This window comes from Streptomyces sp. SCA2-17, from assembly GCF_044336695.1.
The window spans coordinates 1,737,860-1,759,508 of record NZ_CP117521.1 but is presented as its reverse complement, the minus strand read 5'-3'; the positions used below and the strand labels follow the sequence as shown (position 1 = coordinate 1,759,508).

The window sequence follows — 21,649 nt, the reverse complement described above, 5'->3', positions numbered from 1 at the left end:
GCCGCGGGCGCGCTACGCCCTGCTCTCCGAGGCGGCCGCCCCCTGCGGCTCCCCGGCCGGCTCCGGCCGCCGCAGCGCCCCCAGCACCCACGGCACGTGCTTGCGCTGCACGCCGATCAGCACCTCGTCGGCGCCGTCGCGGCAGACCACGACGACCTGGCGCAGCGCCTTCCGCCAGCCGCGGGTCTCGGCCGTGACGCCCGACGGATCCGACCAGTACGGCACGCGCACCCGCTCCACCACCAGCGTGCGCGGCAGCACCCTGCGCAGGGTGCGGCCCTCCGGGTCGGGCGTCACCGCCAGCAGGCCGGGGCCCACCACCAGGTACGGGCCGATGAGCTCGCCGCGGTACGGGGTGCGGGCCGCGACACCGCCCTCGACGCACTCCTCCCGCTCCGGCACGACCGGGGTGACCTCGAACTCCTCCGCCTGCCGGCGGCGCACCCTGATGCGCCACAGCGCGCCCAGGACCACGGGCAGCGCGCCCGCCCCGGTCAGCACCAGCGCCGTCGGCACCGTGTCCGTGACCATGGCCGCGACGAACGCCACGACCCCGGTCAGGACCCCTGCGCAGGGCAGCACGGTGGCCTGCCAGGCGTAGCGCGCGGGGTGGCTGCGGACCTGCCGGACCATCCAGTAGGTGAGCCAGGCGAACGTGGCGCCGAGCGCGAGCAGCCCCAGGCCGATGGCGAACGGGAGGCGGTAGGCGTCCTTCGGCTGGTCGGCGGTGAGCTGCACGGTGCCGCGGAAGTCGACGAAGCGGATCTTGCCGCGCCAGTAGGTGGCCTTCACCTTGTCGCCGGGCCTGACCGTGCCGTAGACCGAGGACGGGCCGTTCATATCGGCGTGGTGGGTGTCGCCGCCGCGACCGGTGATGGTGAGCCAGTAATGCGTCGTCTTGCCCCGGGGCACGGTCTCGGTGCCCTTCACGGTGCCGTCGATCGTCTTGCGGCACTCCAGGGCCGGCTCGTCGCCCACGCACGCGGGGGCCGTAGCGAAGGCCCGGCTGTCGGCGCGCTTGCCGGGCACGGTGACGAACAGCAGGAAGAGCGCGGCGAGCAGGCACACGAGGGTCGCCGCGGCGGCGGAACGGACGGGATGACGGCGCCTGCGGCGCCGGCGGCGGGTGGGGGTCACCGGGAACAACTCACTGGGGGAAGGAAGATCGACATGGCGCTCACATTGTGCCCTCGGAGGCGCGGGCGTTCAGCCCGCGTGGGTACGGGAGAATAGCTCCATGAGCCTCTTCCGCGACGACGGCATCGTGCTCCGCACGCAAAAGCTCGGTGAGGCCGACAGGATCATGCTGCTTTCTCCCGGGGGGCAACCCCCGGACCCCCGGCCGGACACCCGAGGGGGTGCGCGATGAGTCTTTTCCGCGACGACGGCGTGGTGCTGCGTACACAGAAGCTCGGTGAGGCCGATCGCATCATCACCCTCCTCACCCGCGGTCACGGCCGCGTGCGCGCCGTCGCGCGCGGGGTGCGGCGGACCAAGTCGAAGTTCGGGGCGCGCCTGGAGCCGTTCTCGCACGTCGACGTGCAGTTCTTCGCGCGGGGGAGCGAGCTCGTCGGGCGCAGCCTGCCGCTGTGCACGCAGAGCGAGACCATCGCCGCGTACGGCGGCTCCATCGTCACCGACTACGCCCGCTACACCGCCGGCACGGCCATGCTGGAGACCGCCGAGCGGTTCACCGACCACGAGGGCGAACCGGCCGTCCAGCAGTACCTGCTGCTCGTCGGCGGGCTGCGCGTGCTCGCCGCGGGCGAGCACGCCCCGGGCCTCGTCCTGGACGCGTTCCTGCTGCGCTCCCTCGCCGTCAACGGCTACGCGCCCAGCTTCGACGCCTGCGCCAGGTGCGGAATGCCCGGTCCGAACCGGTTCTTCTCGGTCGCCGCGGGCGGCGTGATCTGCGGCGAGTGCCGGGTGCCGGGAAGCGTCGTACCCTCCTCGGAGGCGATCGGGCTGCTCGGTGCGCTGCTGACCGGCGACTGGGCCACGGCCGACGCCTGCGAGGCGCGCCACGTCAGAGAGGGCAGCGGCCTGGTCGCGGCATATCTGCACTGGCACCTGGAGCGGGGCCTCCGCTCGCTCCGGTATGTCGAGAAATAGGGAAACAGGGACCAAGGAGTAGTGGCACGCATGGCACGACGCGGCATTCTGGGCCGTTCCCGACGCGAGTACCGCACAGCCGAGCCGCACCCGTCCGGGGCACGGCCGCCGAAGATCCCCGGCGAGCTGGTCCCGGGGCACGTGGCGATCGTCATGGACGGCAACGGCCGCTGGGCCAAGGACCGCGGGCTGCCGCGCACCGAGGGCCACAAGGTCGGCGCCGAGCGCGTGCTGGACGTGCTCCAGGGCGCGATCGAGATGGGCGTCGGGAGCATCTCGCTCTACGCCTTCTCCACCGAGAACTGGCGGCGCTCGCCGGACGAGGTGCGCTTCCTGATGAACTTCAACCGCGACTTCATCCGCAAGACCCGCGACCAGCTCGACGAACTCGGCATCCGGGTGCGCTGGGTGGGCCGCATGCCCAAGCTGTGGCGCTCGGTGGCCAAGGAGCTCCAGATCGCCCAGGAGCAGACCAAGGACAACGACAAGCTCACGTTGTACTTCTGCATGAACTACGGCGGGCGCGCGGAGATCGCGGACGCGGCGCAGGCGCTGGCGGAGGACGTGAAGGCGGGCCGCCTCGACCCGTCCAAGGTCACCGAGAAGACCTTCGCGAAGTACCTCTACTACCCGGACATGCCGGACGTGGACCTCTTCCTGCGGCCCTCGGGCGAGCAGCGCACCTCCAACTACCTGATCTGGCAGAGCGCCTACGCCGAGATGGTCTTCCAGGACGTGCTGTGGCCGGACTTCGACCGCCGCGACCTGTGGCGGGCCTGCCTGGAGTACGCGTCGCGGGACCGCCGGTTCGGCGGGGCGATCCCCAACGAGGAGCAGCTGGCGGGAGAGCAGGGCTCCGCGTGAGCTGAACGCGCCTCAGAACGGCACGAGGGCCCCGGGCATCCGCCCGGGGCCCTCGGTGCACACGCGGCAGGGTGGGTCAGCGCTTGGCGGCGCAGTCCCCGCAGGTGCCGAAGATCTCGATGGTGTGCGCGACGTCCACGAAGCCGTGCTCCTCCGCGATGGAGTCCGCCCACTTCTCCACGGCGGGGCCCTCCACCTCGACGGCCTTGCCGCACAGCCGGCAGACCAGGTGGTGGTGGTGCCCGCTGGAGCAGCGGCGGTAGACCGCCTCGCCCTCGCTGGTGCGCAGCACGTCGACCTCGCCCGCGTCGGCGAGGGACTGGAGCGTGCGGTAGACCGTGGTCAGGCCGACCGAGGCTCCGCGGTGCTTGAGCATGTCGTGGAGCTCTTGCGCGCTACGGAATTCGTCCACCTCGTCGAGCGCGGCCGCCACCGCTGCCCGCTGCTTGGTGGACCGGCCGCGTACGGGGGGACCCGCCGTCGCCACAGTTGCCTCCTCCAGCTCGCATGAACACCCATCCGCACATGTCGCACGGCAATTGTGCCAGTCCGCGGGAGCCGGTGGGAAAGCGCGGACGGGCGTCAGACCTTGACGTCGTCCGCCGCCGCGCGCTCCCCGGGCGCGTCCAGGGTGCACTCCGCCGCGGCGACGGCCTTCCCCGCCCGCCGCTTCGCCAGGGGCGTGGCGAGCGCCGTGAGGACACCGAACAGGCCGATGGCGATGAGCACGATGGTCGCGCCGGACGGCACGTCGGCGTAGTAGGACGTGGCGGTGCCGGACAGCGTCACGGTGACGCCGATGCCGACCGCCAGGGCGAAGGTCGCCTTGAAGCTGCGGGCGATCTGCTGCGAGGCGGCCACCGGGATCACCATCAGGGCGCTGACGAGCAGCAGGCCGACGACGCGCATGGCGACGGTGACGGTGACGGCGGCGGTGACGGCCACGAGCAGGTTCAGCATCCGCACCGGCAGGCCGGTGACGCGCGCGAACTCCTCGTCCTGGCAGATGGCGAAGAGCTGGCGGCTCAGCCCGACCGTGGTGAGGATCACAAAGGCGGCCAGGATGCAGATCGCGACGAGGTCCTCCTCCGAGACCGTGGCGATCGACCCGAAGAGGTAGCTGCTCAGGTTGGCGCTGGAGCCGCTGTCGGAGAGGTTCATCAGCATCACGCCGCCGGCCATGCCGCCGTAGAAGAGCATGGCGAGGGCGATGTCGCCGCGCGTCCGCCCGTACCAGCGGATCAGCTCCATGACGACGGCGCCCGCGATGCACACGGCCGTGGCCATCCACACGGGGCTGGTGTTCAGCAGGAAGCCGAGGCCGACGCCGGTGAGGGCCACGTGCCCGAGGCCGTCGCCCATGAGGGCCTGGCGGCGCTGGACGAGGTAGGTGCCGATGGCGGGCGCGGTGACGCCGACGAGGAGCGCCGCGAGCAGCGCCCGCTGCATGAAGGCGAGGTCGAGGATGTCCATCAGGTCAGCAGCCCTGTCCGAATCGGTTCCGCCGCGGGTCCGGCGTGCGGGTGTACGTGGTCGTGGCCGGGGAGCGCGTGCTGGCCCACGGCCTCCGGCGGGGGCCCGTCGTGGACGACGCAGCCGTCGCGCAGGACGACCGCGCGGTCGATGAGCGGCTCCAGCGGGCCGAGCTCGTGCAGCACGAGCAGGACGGTGGCGCCGCGGGCGACCTGGGCGCGCAGGGCGTCGGCGAGCACCTCCTGGCTCGCGAGGTCCACGCCGGCCATCGGCTCGTCCATGATCAGCAGCTCGGGTTCGCCGGCCAGGGCGCGGGCGATGAGCACCCGCTGGTGCTGGCCGCCCGAGAGCGCGTCCACCGGGTCACCGAGCCGGTCCGCCATGCCGACGAGCTCCAGGGCGCGTATGACCGCCTCCTTGTCGGCCTTGCGCATCATCCCGAACCGGGTGCGGGCCAGCCGTCCCGACGAGACGACCTCGCGGACAGTCGCGGGCACGCCGCCGGCGGCGGTGGTGCGCTGCGGGACGTAGCCGACGCGGGCCCAGTCGCGGAAGCGGCGCTGCGGGGTGCCGAACAGCTCCAGCTCGCCGCCCGTGAGCGGCACCTGGCCGACGATGCTGCGCACGGCCGTGGACTTGCCGGAGCCGTTCGCGCCGAGCAGGGCGACGACCTCGCCGCCGTGCACGGCCAGGTCCACGCCGCGCAGCACGGGGCGGCCGCCGAGGCTCGCGCCGGCGCCCCGCAGGGATATGACGGGCTGCTCCATGGTGATCTCCTCCGGGGCGCTCACTTGGTGCCGAGCGCCTTCTGCAGGGCGGCCAGGTTGGCTTCCATGACCTCGACGTAGTCGTGGCCCCTGGAGTCGTCCGTGATGCCCTCGATGGGGTCCAGGACGTCGGTCTTCAGCTTCAGGTCCTTGGCCAGCGTCTTCGCGGTCGCGGGGTTGGCGAGCGTCTCGAAGAAGATCGTCGAGACGTGGTGCTCCTCGGCGAGCGCGTGCAGGTCCTTGATGCGGGCGGCGCTGGGCTCGGACTCGGGGTCGAGGCCGCTGATGGCCTCCTCGGTGAGCCCGTAGCGCTCGGCCAGGTAGCCGAAGGCCGCGTGGGTCGTGATGAAGGTGTCCGAGGCGCGGTTCTTCAGCCCGTCCCTGAACTTCGCGTCGAGCCCGCCGAGCTTCTTCACCAGGGCGCCGGCGTTCTTCTCATAGTCGCCCTTGTGGTCCGGGTCCGCCTCCGAGAGGGTCTTGGCGACGCCCTTGGCGGCCTCGGCGTACTTCACGGGATCGAGCCAGATGTGGGGGTCGGCGCCGCCCTCGTGCTCGGAGTGCGAGTGGTTGTCGCCCGTGGTGTGGTGGTGGCCGTCGACCTCGGTGCCGTGCTCCTCCAGCGAGGTGAGGGAGGCCACGTCCACGGCGTGCTTGTTCTTCGACTGCTTGATCGCCTCGTCGACGGCGGGCTGGATGCCCTTGAGGTAGACGATCGCGCCCGCGTCGGCGAGGGAGCCGATCTGCTTGGGCTTGAGCTCCAGGTCGTGCGGCTCGACGCCGGGCTTGGTCAGGTTGGTCACGTGGACGTGGTCGCCGCCGATCTGCTCGGCGAGGTACTGCATCGGGTAGAACGACGCCACTACGGCGAGCTTGCCGTCCGCGGCCTTGCCCGCCCCGTCCGAGGACGAGCAGGCGGAGAGGCCGAGCAGCCCCAGCGCGGCGGCCGCGGCGACGGCGGTGGTGCGTATTCGGAGGGCTCGGGCACGGAGGGGACGGCTGACGTTCATGACACTCATTTTCAACAAAAATGGAAACGATTGTCAACAAGAGGGGGGTAAGACGGGGGCAAAGCGGGTGGCTAAGGGGCGTGGTCAAGCCAAGGCCAGAGCCGATTTGATGAGAGGGGGTGCAGCGCCGGTAACCTGAATCATTCGCTGTTCGTCGTCGCAATGAAGAGAGCACCGTGGCCGCCGACAAGATCGACACCATCGTCAGCCTGAGCAAGCGCCGTGGCTTCGTCTATCCGTGCAGTGAGATCTATGGCGGACAGCGTGCCGCCTGGGACTACGGTCCGCTCGGTGTGGAGCTCAAGGAGAACATCAAGCGCCAGTGGTGGCGCTCCATGGTCACCTCGCGCGACGACGTCGTCGGTCTCGACTCGTCGGTGATCCTCGCCCGCGAGGTCTGGGAGGCGTCCGGCCACGTCGCGACCTTCACGGACCCGCTGACCGAGTGCACCTCCTGCCACAAGCGCTACCGCGCGGACCACCTGGAGGAGGCGTACGAGGCCAAGCACGGCAAGCTGCCCGAGAACGGCCTCGCCGACCTCAACTGCGCGCACTGCGGCACCAAGGGCGCCTTCACCGAGCCCAAGCTGTTCTCCGGCCTGCTCTCCACCCACCTGGGCCCGACCCAGGACTCGGGCTCGGTCAGCTACCTGCGCCCCGAGACCGCGCAGGGCATCTTCACCAACTTCGCCCAGGTCCAGCAGACCTCCCGGAAGAAGCCGCCGTTCGGCATCGCCCAGACCGGCAAGTCCTTCCGCAACGAGATCACGCCGGGCAACTTCATCTTCCGCACCCGCGAGTTCGAGCAGATGGAGATGGAGTTCTTCGTCAAGCCGGGCGAGGACGAGACCTGGCACGAGTACTGGATGGAGCAGCGCTGGAGCTGGTACACCGGCCTCGGCATGCGCGAGGAGAACATGCGGTGGTACGAGCACGCCGCGGAGAAGCTCTCCCACTACTCCAAGCGCACCACTGACATCGAGTACCGCTTCAACTTCGGCGGCACCGAGTTCTCCGAGCTGGAAGGCATCGCCAACCGCACGGACTACGACCTGAAGGCCCACTCCCAGGCCTCCGGCCAGGACCTGACCTTCTTCGACCAGGAAGCCGGCGAGCGCTGGTTCCCGTACGTCATCGAGCCGGCGGCCGGCCTGAACCGCGCCATGCTCGCCTTCATGCTCGACGCGTACAACGAGGACGAGGCCCCCAACGCCAAGGGCGTCATGGAGAAGCGCGTCGTCATGCGCCTCGACCCGCGCCTGGCCCCGGTCAAGGTCGCCGTCCTGCCGCTGTCCCGCAACCCGCAGCTCTCCCCGAAGGCCAAGGGTCTGGCGACGGACCTGCGCAAGAACTGGAACATCGAGTTCGACGACGCGGGCGCGATCGGCCGCCGCTACCGCCGCCAGGACGAGATCGGCACGCCGTTCTGCGTCACGGTCGACTTCGACACGCTCGAGGACAACGCGGTGACGGTGCGCGAGCGCGACACGATGAAGCAGGAGCGGGTGTCCCTCGACCAGATCGAGGGCTACCTGGGCTCGCGCCTGCTGGGCTGCTGACGTCCGACTGCACGCCGGAGGGCCCGGCACCACGTCACGTGGTGCCGGGCCCTCCGGCGTTGTGTTCAGACCTCCCAGCCGGAGGTGTCGAGCTCGCAGTCGAAGGGGGCAGGGATGTGGACTGTATCGCCCAGCTTCACTTGGTGGTGGGCGCGGTAGCCGCGGTCGGGTGACGGATCGGAGTATGCGGTGACGGACTCCGCCAGCACATCGACGAGCACGTAGACGGGCACCCCGGCCTTGCCGTAGACCTCCAGCTTCTCCTCGCGGTCGGTGTTGGCTGTGGAGCGGGAGGTCACCTCTCCGACCAGAGACAGCGCATCGCCGGGAGCGTAGATGCCCTTGGTCTTGAGGGCTGCCCATTCCAGCGCGTAGAAGTCGGGGCCGTAGGACTCCTCCTGAGAGGGGAACGAAAAGAGCCGGGGGTAGCCTCGCAGGCGATGACCGTCAGGCACATGCGGACTGAGCTGTTCGACAACGCTCTCGATGATGTAGTCATAGGCGCACTGTGACCACGGTGACACGACGACATTCCCCCCGACGATCTCTGTGCGGTATCCGTCCGGGAGACCTGCATCAACCTGCTCAAGAACCTGGCACAGCTCCTCGAACCCCCCCTCGGGTACTGAGGGATGGCTTATCGCCTGGGACTGGGGCGGTGGTGTCTCGACCATGACTGCCATGATGCGCCTCCTTGGCTGTGTGCGCGCTGAGACACTCAACGTAGTGACGCCGCGGGCCCCGGAGCCCGAATTCCCCTCGCACGTTCATCCGATGGTGGCACTGGCTGTACCCCCGGCTCGGGCACCTGTACTATCGCCCGCCCCTGACCTGCGCACTTACCGTGTGAGCCATGCTGATCTCCGGTGTCCCCACCGCCCTCCGGCGCCCCTTCGACGGGGTCGGTCGTGCCGTTGCCTTTCTTGCCATGGGCGTGCTCGTCCAGTGCGGTGCGCTCGTCGTCATGGCGGTGCCGTGGCTGGACGGGGGGCCGACGAAGGCGTCGAGTTGTCTGCTCGCCCTGGCGGTGATGGCGGGGGTCCTCGGGGGTGCCTGTCCCGTGCTGAGCCGGGCGCAGCGGGCGCGGTTCCGGGCGTGGCTCGGGGTGGAGATACCGGGCGCGGGGCGGTCCTGGTCGTGGCGGCAGGTGGGTTACCACCTGGTGGCGGGGCCGCTGATCGCGCTGGGCGGTGCGCTGACGCTGCTGCTGTGGGCCGCGGCCGCCGTCGCCGCCACGGTCTACGTCTGGGTGTGGGCGCTGCCGCCCGAGACGCGGCTGGCGCAGGCGGGTTACGCCGTACAGGCCGCGTACGTCACCGCCGCCGGCCTCGCCGGGATCTACGCCGCGGCCCGGCTCTCCCACGCGCTCACCCGGCTCGACACCCGTACCGCCACGGCCCGGCTCGGGCCCAGCCGCGCCGACCTCCTGGAACAGCGCGTCGAAGAGGTCACCGAGAGCCGCGCCGGCGTCCTGGACGCCGCCGACGCCGAGCGCCGCCGCATCGAACGCGACCTGCACGACGGCGCGCAGCAGCGGCTCGTGTCGATGGCCGTCAACCTCGGGCTGGCCAAGGTGACGCTGACGGACCTGCCCGAGGACGCCCGCAAGGTCATCGACGAGGCGCACCGCGAGGCCAAGGAGGCCATCGCCGAGCTCAGCAACCTCGTGCGCGGCCTGCACCCGGCCGTGCTGGAGGACCGCGGCCTCGACGCCGCGCTGTCCGGCATCGCCGAACGCACGCCCCTGCCCGTCGGGCTGACGGCCGATCTGCCCGTCCGGCCCGCGCCCGCCGTCGAGGCCGTCGCCTACTTCGTCGTCTCCGAGGCGCTCGCCAACGTCGTCAAGCACGCGCGGGCGACCCGGGCCGACGTCCGCGTCGAAACGCGCGGGGGCATACTTCTTGTCGTCGTCACCGACGACGGCGTGGGCGGGGCCGGCCCTACGGGCGGCACCGGGCTGGCGGGGCTGGCCAAGCGGGTCGCGTCGGTCGACGGCACGTTCTCGATCAGCAGCCCCGCGGGGGGCCCGACCGTAGTGACCGTGGAGCTGCCGTGCGCGCCGTGATTGCCGAGGATTCCGTCCTGCTCCGGATAGGCCTGGTGAAGGTCCTGGAGGCGGCCGGGTTCGACGTGGTCGCGGAGACCGGCGACGCGGAGGCGGTGCTGGCCGCGGTGGAGGAGCACCGGCCCGGCCTGGTCGTCCTCGACGTGCGCATGCCGCCGGGCTTCACCGACGAGGGCGTCCGCGCCGCGCTCGTCATCCGCCGGCAATGGCCGGACACGGCCGTGCTGCTGCTCTCGCAGTACGTGGAGGAGCGCTACGCCGCCGACCTGCTGTCCGGCGACACGCGCGGCGTCGGCTACCTGCTCAAGGAACGGGTCGCCGACGTGGAGGAGTTCATCGACGCGCTGCGGCGCGTCGCGGGCGGCGGCACGGCGCTCGACCCGCAGGTCGTCTCGCAGTTGCTGCTGCGGCGGCACAGCGATCCGCTCGACCGGCTCACGCCTCGCGAGCGGGACGTGCTGGAGCTGATGGCGTCCGGGCGGTCGAACGCGGGCATCGCGGCGGCGCTGGTCGTGAGCGAGAGCGCGGTCGCCAAGCACATCAACTCGATCCTGGCGAAGCTGGACCTGCCGAAGGCGGACGCGGACCACCGGCGGGTGCTGGCGGTGCTGCGGTTCCTGGGCGTGGGCTGAGGGTGTACGGCCTAGCCTCGCAGGCCGCGCAGCAGCAGGTCGCATACGGCGTCGAAGGCCGCCTCGATGCCCGGCGTGGACCAGTCCGCGGCGTAGGCCGGGTCGTGGAAGCGGTTGGTGGCGTCCCACAGGGCGCGGGCGGTGGCCGCGGGGTCGGTGCCGGTGCTGGTGAACTCGCCGGTGCGGATGCCGCTCTCCACGATGCGGGCCAGCTGGGCGTTCATGGTCTCGATGTGCCGTTCGACTGTGTCGCTGTTCTCGCCGACGAGGACCATGTACGTGGCGAACAGCTCGGGGTCGTCCCCCGCCTTGCGCCGCTTCGCGGCGAACAGTGCGGCGAGCCAGTCGCGCAGGCGCGGGCCGGCGGGGCCGGCCGCGTCCGCGACGGCCGACAGCTCGGCGTGTGACAGGTCCAGCCAGCGCTGCGTGACGGCTTCCCGCAGGGCGGCCTTGCTGCCGAAGTGCCGGTAGACGCTGCCGTGGCTGACGCCCAGCGCGCGGGCGACGTCGACCACGGTGGCCTTGGCGGGGCCGTAGCGGCGCAGCACGTCCTCGGTGGCTTCGAGGATGCGCTCGGGAGTCAGCGGCTCGGGCGGCATGCGGGCTCGTACCTTTCACGTCGGAACGGGCGGCGGGTGAGACACACCGCCCAACGTGGACGGTACCGGGCCCGCTCCGCGGGGTGGCCTGCGGCCGGCGGCTCGCGCCTTCCGCTGCCGCGGCGGGCCCCGGCGGTGCCGGCCGGCTCCGGGCTTGCGGTTGTGCGGCACCGCCGGGTGCGCCGGTAGGGGTGGCGCGCCGTCGCGGCGGGATCTTTTTGCCTGGCGGCAGAGACCTTCTGCCTGGCGGCAGGGTCGTGGAGAGGGTAGGGCATCGAGGCGGACCGCCCGTAGGGCTTACCGTTCGCTGTCCAGGTGGGACATCTGGGAGTCCGGGTAGCGCGCGCCGGACGCCGCGCCCGCGGGGATCGCCTGCTCGATCGCGGCGAGGTCCGCCGCGTCCAGGGTCAGGTCGAGCGCGCCGAGCGCCTCCGTGAGGCGGTCGCGGCGGCGGGCGCCGACGAGGGGGACGATGTCCTCGCCCTGGGCGAGGACCCACGCGATGGCGGTCTGCGCGACGGACGCGCCCCGCCCCTCGGCGACCTTCCGCAGCGCGTCGACGAGGTCGAGGTTGCGCTGGAGGTTCTCGCCCTGGAAGCGCGGGCTCATGCCGCGGAAGTCGCCCGCGCCGAGCTGCCGGTCCCGCTCGAAGTGGCCGCTGATCAGGCCGCGCGAGAGCACCCCGTACGCGGTGATGCCGATGCCCAGCTCGCGCGCGGTGGGCAGGATCCGCTCCTCGATGCCGCGGGAGATCAGCGAGTACTCGATCTGGAGGTCGGAGATGGGTGCGACCGACGCCGCCCGGCGCAGGGTGTCCGCGCCCACCTCGGAGAGGCCGACGTGGCGCACGTGGCCGGCCTCGACGAGCTCGGCGATGGCGCCGACGGTCTCCTCGATCGGCACGTCGGGGTCGACGCGGGCGATGCGGTAGACGTCGATGTGGTCGGTGCCGAGCCGCTGCAAGGAGTACGCGGCGAAGTTCTTGACCGCGGCGGGCCGGCCGTCGTAGCCGGACCAGCCGCCGTCCGGGTCGCGCAGGGCGCCGAACTTGACGCTGATGCGCGCCTTGGCGCGGGCGGCCTCACCGGCGGTGCGCAGGGCCTCGCCGATGAGGAGTTCGTTGTGGCCCATGCCGTAGAAGTCGCCGGTGTCGATCAGGGTGACGCCCGCGTCGAGGGCGGCGTGGATCGTGGCGATGGACTCGGCGCGGTCGGCTTCGCCGTAGAGGGCGGACATGCCCATCGCGCCGAGGCCGAGCGCGGAGACCCGGGGGCCGGTGGTGCCGAGGGTGCGGTGCTGCACGGGAGCTCCTTCGGAGGGGAAGCGGGTATAGCAGGAGCAATCCACCCGTATGCGGGTAAGCAGGATTGCGGCTCCCTTGCAGAGTGACACATGGACTGACAGATTTCAATATCTGTCAGTCGTTCGCACGGCGCGGCATCCGCAACGTCAGCAGCACCGAGGCCACCACCGCCACCATCTGCGCCCCCAGCGTCACGGCGAGCGCATCCCGCATCCCCATCGACTCCGACAGCGTCAGGAACAGCGACCCGAGCGTGGCCACGCCCAGCGCCATGAACGACTGCTGCGTGGTGACCATGACCCCGCCGCCCACACCCGCCTGCTCCACCGGCACCTCGCTCAGCACCGTCCGCAGCGTCAGCGGCAGCAGCAGGCCCTGGCCCAGGCCCTGGACGGCCATCGCCGCGCACGGGCCCCAGACGTCCCGCCCTTCCCAGCCCCCGTAGAAGGCCGCGGCCACCCCGAGCAGCCCCACGCCCTGGATCAGCGCCCCGGCCGTGACGGCCCGCCGCCCGTAGCGGCTGAAGAGCCGGGGCCCGGCCAGCGAGCCCGCGAAGAACGTCACGCACATCGGCACCAGCACCAGCCCCGCCGCCAGCGGGCCCAGCCGCAGCCCCTCCTGGAGCACCACCGCGAGGACGAACATGAAGCCGCCCCAGCCCAGCGAGAACGGCACCACCACCGCCAGCCCCGTACGCACCGACCGCACCCGCAGCAGCGACGGCGGCACCAGCGGCGTCCGCCCGTCCTCACCCGTCCGCTCCAGGCGCCGCTCCGTGACGGCGAACGCCACCGCCGCCACGGGGAAGACCGCCAGCAGTACCCACGACCACACCGGCCAGCCCGTCGCCCTGCCCTCCGTCAGCGGCACCAGCAGGGAGATCAGCGACAGCGACAGCAGCGCCGTGCCCAGGCCGTCCACCCGCGTCGGGCGCTCGGAGCGGGTCTCGGGCACCGCCCGGGCGGCCAGCACCAGCGCGACCGCCGCGACCGGCGCGTTCACCAGGAAGATCGACCGCCAGCCGGTGCCCGCCACGTTCGCGGCGACCAGCACCCCGCCCAGCACCTGGCCCACCGAGGCGGACACCCCGGACGTGCCGCTGTAGAAGCTGAGCGCCCGGGCCCGGCCCGCCCCGCTCGTCGTGGCCTGGATCGTCGCCAGCACCTGCGGCAGCATCAGCGCGGACGCCGCGCCCTGCGCGATCCGCGCGGCCACCAGCCACCAGGCGCCCGGCGCGAGGCCGCACGCCACCGACGTCACGCCGAACGCGGCCGTTCCCCACATAAACAGCCGACGCCTGCCCACCATGTCGCCCAGCCGCCCGCCGAGCACCAGCAGGACGGCGTACGCGACCCCGTAGCCGCCCACGACCATCTCCAGCAGGGCCGGGCCCGCGTGCAGGTCGTGGTCGATGGCGGGCAGGGCGACGTTGACGATGAAGAAGTCGATCATCGGCAGGGCCGCGCCGGTCAGCACGGTGAACAGGCCGAGGGGGGTGAGGGCGGGGGAGGGGCGGAGGGTGCCCTCTCCGGCGGGAGCCGCCGTAACGGATTCCGTGGCAGGGGGAGTTGTTCGGGTATCGCTCACGCACTCGACAATGGCGGCCCGCTCAGCCCGGTACCAGAGCGTCCTTATCCTGGTATCGGCACTACCTGGAACAGGCCGCGGGCCTCGCGCACGCTGGAGGGATGACCACGATGCTGCACGAGCCGCCGGCCGCGGCCGCCGTCCCTTCCGTGTCCGCCCCTCCCGCGTCCGCGCCCCGCGTGCCCGTCTCCGGCGTGCCCACCGCCGACGACGTGCGCCGCGGGGAGCTGGCAGCGTTCCTGCGCAGCCGCCGTGAGCGCGTCTCGCCCGAGCAGGCGGGGCTGCCGCGCGGGCCGCGGCGGCGCACGCCCGGTCTGCGCCGGGAGGAGGTGGCGCACCTCGCCGCGGTGGGGGTCACCTGGTACACGTGGCTCGAACAGGCCCGTGACATCAAGGTCTCGCCGCAGGTCCTCGACGCCGTCGCCCGCGCCCTGCAACTCGACCGCAGCGAGCGCAGCCACCTCTTCGCGCTGGCGGGCGTGGTCGACCCGATGCCGGAGACCGACTGCCCGGGGGTCTCGGCCGATCTGCGGATGATGCTGGACCGGCTGGAGCCGTTCCCGGCCTGCGTCCAGAACGCGCGGTACGACCTCCTCGCCTACAACCGCACGTACAGCGCGCTCATGTGCGACCTCGACAAGCTGCCGCGCGAGGAGCGGAACTGCATGTGGCTCGCGTTCACCAACGCCGAGGTCCGCGCGACGCTCGTCGACCGGGAGGAGACGGTCCGCGCGATGGCGGCCAGGTTCCGCGCCTCGATGGCGGAGCACCTCGGGGAGCCGCCGTGGGAGCGGCTCCTGGCCAAGCTGCTGGCCGCCTCCCCGGAGTTCCGCATGCTCTGGGCCCGGCACGAGGTGGCTCCGATCACCTCGCCCCGGCTCCGTGCCCACCGGCACCCGGCGGTGGGCGAGCTCCGCCTCCACTTCACCAGCCTCTGGATGGGCCCCCACCCGGGCGCCCGCCTCCTCACGCTCACCCCGGCGGACGAGGCGACGCGGGTGGGCTTGGAGCGGCTGGCCTAGGCGGCCTTGCCTGGAGGATCACGGGGCCGAGGCCCGGGCAGGCACCGCCGGTCTGCGCCGTTGTGGTGCGGCGCCGTTGCGGCGGATGAGAGTCGGGCGGCCTGTCCCGGACAGCGGGGCTCGCCTCGCAGAGCCGCTGCTCGCCCGGGGGCGCCCCCTACGACCCCCCGCCCGCCAGCCTCGCCGTGATGCGCTCCAGCGTCGCCAAGTCCTCCGCCGGCAGCTCCAGCAGCGCCGGCGGCGGCGAGCCCAGGATCCGTTCCGCGCGGGCCGCCATCTCCTCGCCCGCCGGGGTGGCCGAGACGATCTTCGAGCGGCGGTCCGCCGGGTTCGCGGTGCGTTCGACCAGGCCGCGGCCCGCCAGGTCGTCCACGACCAGCGTCGCGTACGGGCGGTCCGTCAGCAGCTGCTCGGCGAGCTCGCGGAGGGTCAGCGGGCCGCGGGCGATGCGCCGCAGGGCCTTGATGCGGAAGAAGCTCATGCCGAGCGCGTCGACGACCTCCTTGCGGCGTTCGTTGCCGCCGAGGACGATCTCCCGCAGCTGCCCCCAGGTGCGCTCGGCCGTCGCGGCGTGTGTGTCGTGCGCGGTCATCGTGTCACCGGGATCCTGCTCTGCTCGGAGGAGAGGCCGGTCCGGGCCGCGGCCCGCTCGGCGGTCCGGGCGGCCCAGCGGCCGGTGGTGATCGTACCGACCACGAGGACGGCCGCGCCGCACCCCGTGACGATCCACCAGCCCGTCTCCCGCATCCCCGCCGCGACCGCCGCGCCGATCACCGCGACGCCCAGCGAGCTGCCGACCTGCCGGCTGGTCGAGGCGACGGCGGCGGCGACGCCGGCCCGGGAGCGGGGCAGGCCGGAGACGGCCGTGTTGGTGATGGGCGCGTTCACGAGCCCGAAGCCGATGCCGAAGAGGACGTACGCGGTGATGAGCAGCACGTCGGAGGAGCCGGCGGAGGTGCCCGTGCCGGTCAGGGCCACGAGCAGGCCGCTCGCCGTCATCGCGACCCCCGCGAGCACCAGCGGCAGCCGCGGCCCGCGGGCTCCCACCAGCCGTCCGGACAGCGGCGCGAAGACCAGGCACATGACGGCCATGGGCAGCATGTACAGGCCGGCGTCCAGCGCGGACAGGCCCCGTACGTTCTGCAAGTACAGCGTGTTGAGGAAGAGGAAGCCGCCGAGCGCCGCGAAGGCGGACACCGCCACGACCGTGGCCCCGCTGAACGGCGCGCTGCGGAAGAGCCGCGGCTCGATCAGCGGCTCGGGGCGCCGCCGCTCGTAGCCGGTGAACGCGGCCAGCGCGCAGCCGGCGGCGGCGAAGCAGCCGAGGATGAGGGGCGAGTCCCAGCCCGCGGCGGAGCCCTCGATGATCCCGTACGTGAGCGAGCCGAGCAGCGCGATCATCAGCACCTGGCCGACGGGGTCGGGGCGGCGCGGCCGGGGCGCGCGGGACTCGGGCACGTACCGGGCGGTCATCGCGAGCGCGGCCAGCCCGACCGGCAGGTTGATCCAGAAGATGGCCCGCCAGCCCGTGGTCTCGACGAGCGCTCCGCCGATGACCGGCCCCGCCGCCATGCTGATGCCGACGACGCCGCCCCACACGCCGATCGCGCGGGCCCGCTCCCGGGGGTCGGTGAAGGTGTTCGTGATGATCGACATGGCGACGGGGTTGAGCATCGAGCCGCCCACGGCCTGCACCATGCGGAAGGCGACCAGCCAGCCGAGCCCCGGCGCGAGGCTGCACAGCACGGATCCGGCGGTGAAGAGCACCAGCCCGGCCTGGAAGACGCGCCGGCGGCCCAGCCGGTCGGCGGTCGAGCCGGCGAGCATCAGCAGCGAGGCCAGGACGACGGTGTAGGCGTCGATCGTCCACTGCAGGCCGGGGACGGAGGCGTGCAGCTCGCGCTGCATGGACGGCAGCGCCACGTTGAGGATCGTGTTGTCGAGGCTCACCATCAGCAGGCTCGTGCAGCAGATGGCGAGGATCAGCATCCGGCGGCGCCGGGAGAGCTCGGGCACTAGGGACCCCCTGGGATACGGGCGCACAACAAGTAGTTGTACATCTCCAATGATTTAAAGAATACAACTAAATGCCCGGTGGCGGTACGCGACAATGGAGCCATGACGCATGACTCCGCCACGCCGCTCCAGATCGGCCCGCACACCGTGTGGCCGCCGGTGGTCCTCGCCCCCATGGCGGGCATCACGAACGCGCCCTTCCGCACGCTGTGCCGGGAGTTCTCCGGTGGGAAGGGGTTGTTCGTCAGCGAGATGATCACCACCCGGGCCCTGGTCGAGCGCGACGCCAAGACCATGCGTCTGATCCACTTCGACGGCACCGAGAAGCCCCGGTCGATCCAGCTCTACGGCGTCGACCCGGTCACCGTCGGCAAGGCCGTCCGCATGATCGTGGACGAGGACCTGGCCGACCACATCGACCTCAACTTCGGCTGCCCCGTCCCCAAGGTCACCCGCAAGGGCGGCGGCTCGGCGCTCCCGTACAAGCGCAACCTGCTCCGCTCCATCCTGCGCGAGGCCGTCGGCAACGCCGGCTCCCTGCCCGTCACCATGAAGATGCGCAAGGGCATCGACGACGACCACATCACCTACCTCGACGCCGGCCGGATCGCCGTCGAGGAGGGCGTCACCGCCATCGCCCTGCACGGCCGCACGGCCGCCCAGCACTACGGCGGCACCGCCGACTGGGAGGCCATAGCCCGCCTGAAGGAGACCGTGCCGGAGATCCCCGTGCTCGGGAACGGCGACATCTGGTCGGCGGAGGACGCCGTGCGGATGATGCGCGAGACCGGCTGCGACGGCGTGGTCGTCGGCCGCGGCTGCCTCGGCCGCCCCTGGCTCTTCGGCGACCTCGTCACGGCCTTCGAGGGCGGCGGCGCCCCCGCCGCGCCCACGATGCGCGAGGTGGCCGCCGTGATGGTGCGCCACGCGACGCTCCTCGGCGAGTGGCTGGAGAGCGAGGAGCGCGGCGTCATCGACTTCCGCAAGCACGTGGCCTGGTACACCAAGGGCTTCTCGGTCGGCTCGGAGATGCGCAAGAAGCTGGCGATCGCCTCGTCCCTGGACGAGCTCGGCGCTCACTTGAGCGAGCTCGACCTGGACCAGCCCTGGCCGGCCGGCGCCGACGGCCCCCGCGGCCGCACGTCGGGCCGCAACCGCGTGGTGCTCCCGGACGGCTGGCTGAACGACCCGTACGACTGCGCGGCCGTCAGCGCCGACGCCGAACTCGACACGTCCGGCGGCTGATGCGTCGGATCGGGCGTCCGAGGCGTCGCCCGGCGGCGTGATTCTCGCCACCCCTGATCAGCGGTCCGCTCAGATGAGCGGTATACGCAGGGGTGCATCTCTTGAGGGGTGGCACTGCGTGCCACCCCTCTTGCGTTCATGACTTGGCCCCATGCCCGCCATTTGATCGACGCTCCGTGATGCGGCGACTTCTGCTTGTCATTCTGTCTTCAGAAGTCGAACGAGCGGCTTCCGGACCCTTTACCGGGGCGTGACTTTCGATCTGCTGGCTGACAGGCGGTTACGCCCATATGGCCGGGGGGTGGACCTCCCTATAAGCCTTCGATCTGGGTACGCTCCCCGCCGTCAGCACGTTTGAGCACGCCTTCCCCCAACTGTGTACGGGGGGACCCCAGTGAGGAGTCGAGTCCCGTGCCGGAAACCACAGATCAGCAGAAGTTCGTCTACGACTTCACCGAGGGCAACAAGGACCTGAAGGACCTGCTCGGCGGGAAGGGCGCCAACCTCGCCGAGATGACCAACCTCGGCCTGCCCGTCCCCCCCGGCTTCACCATCACCACCGAAGCCTGCAAGGTCTACCTCGGCAGCGGCAGTGAGCCCACGGCCCTGCGCGACGAGGTCTCGGCCCACCTCGAAGCCCTCGAGAAGCGGATGGGCAAGAAGCTGGGGCAGGCGGACGACCCGCTGCTGGTCTCGGTCCGTTCGGGCGCCAAGTTCTCCATGCCCGGCATGATGGACACCGTCCTCAACATCGGGCTCTCCGACGCCTCCGTGGCCGGGCTCGCCGTCCAGGCCGGCGACGAGCGCTTCGCCTGGGACTCCTACCGGCGCCTCATCCAGATGTTCGGCAAGACCGTGCTCGGCGTCGACGGCGAGCACTTCGAGGACGCCCTCGACGAGGCCAAGCGCGCCAAGGGCGTCACCACGGACGTCGAGCTCGGCGCCGCCGACCTCAAGCGCCTGGTCGAGGAGTTCAAGGGCATCGTCGCCAAGGACACCGGCCGGGACTTCCCGCAGGAGCCGCGCGAGCAGATGGACCTCGCCATCCGGGCCGTCTTCGAGTCCTGGAACGGCGACCGCGCCAAGCTCTACCGCCGCCAGGAGCGCATCCCCGGCGACCTCGGCACCGCCGTGAACATCTGCTCCATGGTCTTCGGCAACCTCGGCCCCGACTCCGGCACCGGCGTCGCCTTCACCCGCGACCCCGCCAGCGGCCACCAGGGCGTCTACGGCGACTACCTCCAGAACGCCCAGGGCGAGGACGTCGTCGCCGGCATCCGCAACACCGTGCCGCTCGCCGACCTGGAGCGCATCGACAAGGCCTCCTACGACCAGCTGATGCAGATCATGGAGACGCTCGAAACGCACTACAAGGACCTGTGCGACATCGAGTTCACCATCGAGCGCGGCAAGCTGTGGATGCTCCAGACCCGCGTCGGCAAGCGCACCGCGGGCGCGGCCTTCCGCATCGCCACCCAGCTGGTCGACCAGGGCCTGATCGACGAGGCTGAGGCGCTGCAGCGCGTCACGGGCGCGCAGCTGGCGATGCTGATGTTCCCGCGCTTCGACGAGAAGGCGAAGACCAACCTGCTCGGCCGGGGCATCGCGGCCTCGCCCGGCGCCGCCGTCGGCAAGGCCGTCTTCGACTCGTACACGGCCGTGAAGTGGTCGCGCTCGGGCGAGAAGGTCATCCTGATCCGCCGTGAGACCAACCCGGACGACCTCGACGGCATGATCGCCTCCGAGGGCATCCTCACCTCGCGCGGCGGCAAGACCTCGCACGCCGCCGTCGTCGCCCGCGGCATGGGCAAGACCTGTGTCTGCGGCGCGGAGGAGCTGGAGGTCGACACCAAGCGCCGCCGGATGACCGCCCCCGGCGGGGTGGTCATCGAGGAGGGCGAGGTCGTCTCCATCGACGGCTCGACCGGCAAGGTCTACCTCGGTGAGGTGCCCGTCGTGCCCTCCCCGGTCGTCGAGTACTTCGAGGGCCGCACGGACGGCGCCGCCGAGGACGCCGACGAGCTCGTGAAGGCCGTGCACCGCGTGATGTCCTACGCGGACGGCCGGCGCCGCCTCCAGGTCCGGGCCAACGCCGACAACGCCGAGGACGCGGCCCGCGCCCGCCGCTTCGGCGCCCAGGGCATCGGCCTGTGCCGCACCGAGCACATGTTCCTCGGCGAGCGCCGCGAGATGGTCGAGCGGCTGATCCTCGCCGACCACGAGGACGAGCGCGACGAGGCCCTCAAGGCCCTGCTGCCGCTCCAGAAGTCCGACTTCGTCGAGCTCTTCGAGGCCATGGACGGGCTGCCGGTCACGGTGCGCCTGCTCGACCCGCCGCTGCACGAGTTCCTGCCCGACATCACCGAGCTGTCGGTGCGCGTCGCGCTCGCCGAGGCCCGCGAGGAGGCGCACGAGAACGAGCTGCGCCTGCTCCAGGCCGTGCACAAGCTCCACGAGCAGAACCCGATGCTGGGCCTGCGCGGCGTGCGCCTCGGCCTCGTCATCCCGGGCCTGTTCGCCATGCAGGTGCGGGCCATCGCCGAGGCGGCGGCCGAGCGCGTGCAGGCGGGCGGCGCCCCGCACGCCGAGATCATGATCCCGCTGGTGGGCACCGTCCAGGAGCTGGAGATCGTCCGCGAGGAGGCCGAGCGGGTCATCGCCGAGGTCGAGCAGGCCACCGGCACCGACCTGCGGCTCACCCTCGGCACCATGATCGAGCTGCCGCGCGCCGCGCTCACGGCCGGTCAGATCGCCGAGGCCGCCGAGTTCTTCTCCTTCGGCACCAACGACCTCACCCAGACCGTGTGGGGCTTCTCCCGCGACGACGTCGAGGCGAGCTTCTTCACCGCGTACCTGGAGAAGGGCATCTTCGGCGTCAGCCCCTTCGAGACCATCGACCGGGACGGCGTGGGCTCGCTCGTACGGGCGGCCGCCGAGGCCGGCCGGGCCACCCGCCCCGACCTCAAGCTCGGCGTCTGCGGCGAGCACGGCGGCGACCCGGACTCGGTGCACTTCTTCCACGAGGTGGGCCTGGACTACGTCTCCTGCTCGCCCTTCCGCATCCCCGTCGCGCGCCTGGAGGCCGGCCGTGCGGCCGCGCTCGGCGACGGGGGCTCCGACAGCCGCTGACGCGGCTGCCGCGCCGGCCCGGCACGAACCGGGCCGGCGCGGCGGAGCCGCCGCCCGGGCGAACCCCGACCCTCAGCCCCGGCGGCGGCTCCAGCACCTCGAAAGGGGCGGCACCCGTGCGGGGGGCCGCCCCTTCCCTTCGGCTGCCCCTCCACCCGCTTCACACGGACGACTTCACACGGACCGACCGGTACGGACCAAGGCCCCCCGCGGCCTCCCGCACGGAACCTCGATGGCCGGAAAACGCCGCTGTCATGGGGCCCGTGAGG

General features: G+C 71.9%; 19 protein-coding genes and 1 pseudogene. 9 read left to right on the top strand and 11 right to left on the bottom strand.

What is annotated here, in order from left to right:
* Nucleotides 1-12 precede the first annotated feature (12 nt).
* Entirely contained in the window at nt 13-1,137 is a 1,125-nt protein-coding gene (locus PS271_RS07905; protein ID WP_398381274.1) for a hypothetical protein, read from the bottom strand.
* A gap of 100 nt (nt 1,138-1,237) precedes the next feature.
* On the opposite strand from PS271_RS07905, the pseudogene PS271_RS31360 reads away from it, so the two are divergent.
* The 3 genes and pseudogenes from PS271_RS31360 to PS271_RS07895 all read left to right on the top strand — a co-directional run.
* Nucleotides 1,238-1,324, top strand: a pseudogene (locus PS271_RS31360) (DNA repair protein RecO); the annotation flags it as partial.
* A 41-nt stretch (nt 1,325-1,365) separates the two neighbouring features.
* Nucleotides 1,366-2,112, top strand: coding sequence for a DNA repair protein RecO (gene recO, locus PS271_RS07900; RefSeq protein ID WP_120754509.1), 747 nt, complete (start codon nt 1,366-1,368; stop codon nt 2,110-2,112).
* Nucleotides 2,113-2,142: 30 nt separating this feature from the next.
* Nucleotides 2,143-2,976, top strand: coding sequence for an isoprenyl transferase (locus tag PS271_RS07895; RefSeq protein WP_398381273.1), 834 nt, complete (start codon nt 2,143-2,145; stop codon nt 2,974-2,976).
* A 76-nt stretch (nt 2,977-3,052) separates the two neighbouring features.
* On the opposite strand, the gene PS271_RS07890 is transcribed toward PS271_RS07895, so the two are convergent.
* From PS271_RS07890 to PS271_RS07875, 4 genes are all read right to left on the bottom strand, one after another.
* Nucleotides 3,053-3,463, bottom strand: a complete 411-nt coding sequence (locus PS271_RS07890) for a Fur family transcriptional regulator (protein ID WP_030368877.1) — start codon at nt 3,461-3,463, stop codon at nt 3,053-3,055.
* Nucleotides 3,464-3,558: 95 nt separating this feature from the next.
* The gene (locus tag PS271_RS07885) at nt 3,559-4,449 is read right to left on the bottom strand and encodes a metal ABC transporter permease (protein ID WP_398381272.1); all 891 of its coding nucleotides are present in this window, start codon (nt 4,447-4,449) and stop codon (nt 3,559-3,561) included.
* Nucleotides 4,449-5,216: a metal ABC transporter ATP-binding protein gene (locus tag PS271_RS07880; protein ID WP_398386729.1), complete on the bottom strand. Its 768-nt coding sequence runs from the start codon at nt 5,214-5,216 to the stop codon at nt 4,449-4,451. The genes PS271_RS07885 and PS271_RS07880 overlap by 1 nt, the downstream gene beginning before the upstream one ends.
* A 20-nt stretch (nt 5,217-5,236) precedes the next feature.
* Nucleotides 5,237-6,232 (bottom strand): metal ABC transporter substrate-binding protein, encoded by a 996-nt coding sequence (locus tag PS271_RS07875; protein ID WP_398381271.1) that lies wholly within the window; start codon nt 6,230-6,232, stop codon nt 5,237-5,239.
* A gap of 167 nt (nt 6,233-6,399) precedes the next feature.
* Between PS271_RS07875 and PS271_RS07870 the strand changes: the two genes are divergently transcribed.
* Entirely contained in the window at nt 6,400-7,782 is a 1,383-nt protein-coding gene (locus tag PS271_RS07870) for a glycine--tRNA ligase (RefSeq protein WP_058044533.1), read from the top strand.
* Between the two features lie 65 nt (nt 7,783-7,847).
* Here PS271_RS07870 and PS271_RS07865 read toward each other — a convergent pair whose 3' ends face one another.
* Nucleotides 7,848-8,465 carry a Uma2 family endonuclease gene (locus tag PS271_RS07865; RefSeq protein ID WP_398381270.1) on the bottom strand — a complete coding sequence of 206 codons (618 nt, stop codon included), beginning with the start codon at nt 8,463-8,465 and terminating at the stop codon, nt 7,848-7,850.
* A gap of 170 nt (nt 8,466-8,635) precedes the next feature.
* On the opposite strand from PS271_RS07865, the gene PS271_RS07860 reads away from it, so the two are divergent.
* A complete protein-coding gene (locus tag PS271_RS07860) occupies nt 8,636-9,847 on the top strand; it encodes a sensor histidine kinase (protein ID WP_398381269.1) in 1,212 nt (403 codons plus the stop codon).
* Nucleotides 9,835-10,479 carry a response regulator transcription factor gene (locus PS271_RS07855; protein ID WP_398381268.1) on the top strand — a complete coding sequence of 215 codons (645 nt, stop codon included), beginning with the start codon at nt 9,835-9,837 and terminating at the stop codon, nt 10,477-10,479. The genes PS271_RS07860 and PS271_RS07855 overlap by 13 nt, the downstream gene beginning before the upstream one ends.
* An 11-nt stretch (nt 10,480-10,490) precedes the next feature.
* Here the strand turns inward: PS271_RS07855 and PS271_RS07850 are convergent, their stop codons facing one another.
* The 3 genes from PS271_RS07850 to PS271_RS07840 form a co-directional block, all read right to left on the bottom strand.
* Nucleotides 10,491-11,078: a TetR/AcrR family transcriptional regulator gene (locus tag PS271_RS07850; RefSeq protein ID WP_398381267.1), complete on the bottom strand. Its 588-nt coding sequence runs from the start codon at nt 11,076-11,078 to the stop codon at nt 10,491-10,493.
* A gap of 297 nt (nt 11,079-11,375) precedes the next feature.
* A complete protein-coding gene (locus tag PS271_RS07845; protein WP_398381266.1) occupies nt 11,376-12,380 on the bottom strand; it encodes an aldo/keto reductase in 1,005 nt (334 codons plus the stop codon).
* 115 nt (nt 12,381-12,495) lie between these two features.
* A complete protein-coding gene (locus PS271_RS07840) occupies nt 12,496-13,968 on the bottom strand; it encodes an MFS transporter (protein ID WP_398381265.1) in 1,473 nt (490 codons plus the stop codon).
* Nucleotides 13,969-14,069: 101 nt separating this feature from the next.
* Between PS271_RS07840 and PS271_RS07835 the strand changes: the two genes are divergently transcribed.
* Nucleotides 14,070-14,990 carry an MmyB family transcriptional regulator gene (locus tag PS271_RS07835; RefSeq protein WP_398381264.1) on the top strand — a complete coding sequence of 307 codons (921 nt, stop codon included), beginning with the start codon at nt 14,070-14,072 and terminating at the stop codon, nt 14,988-14,990.
* Nucleotides 14,991-15,147: 157 nt separating this feature from the next.
* Here PS271_RS07835 and PS271_RS07830 read toward each other — a convergent pair whose 3' ends face one another.
* Complete coding sequence (locus PS271_RS07830) at nt 15,148-15,582, bottom strand: MarR family winged helix-turn-helix transcriptional regulator (protein ID WP_398381263.1); 435 nt, start codon at nt 15,580-15,582, stop codon at nt 15,148-15,150.
* Nucleotides 15,579-17,006 carry an MFS transporter gene (locus PS271_RS07825; protein WP_398381262.1) on the bottom strand — a complete coding sequence of 476 codons (1,428 nt, stop codon included), beginning with the start codon at nt 17,004-17,006 and terminating at the stop codon, nt 15,579-15,581. Before PS271_RS07825 ends, PS271_RS07830 begins: the two co-directional genes overlap by 4 nt.
* Nucleotides 17,007-17,108: 102 nt before the next feature.
* Between PS271_RS07825 and dusB the strand changes: the two genes are divergently transcribed.
* Nucleotides 17,109-18,251 carry a tRNA dihydrouridine synthase DusB gene (gene dusB / locus PS271_RS07820; RefSeq protein ID WP_398381261.1) on the top strand — a complete coding sequence of 381 codons (1,143 nt, stop codon included), beginning with the start codon at nt 17,109-17,111 and terminating at the stop codon, nt 18,249-18,251.
* Nucleotides 18,252-18,662: 411 nt separating this feature from the next.
* On the top strand, nt 18,663-21,380 hold the full coding sequence (ppdK, locus tag PS271_RS07815; protein ID WP_398381260.1) for a pyruvate, phosphate dikinase: 2,718 nt from the start codon (nt 18,663-18,665) through the stop codon (nt 21,378-21,380).
* Nucleotides 21,381-21,649 lie beyond the last annotated feature (269 nt).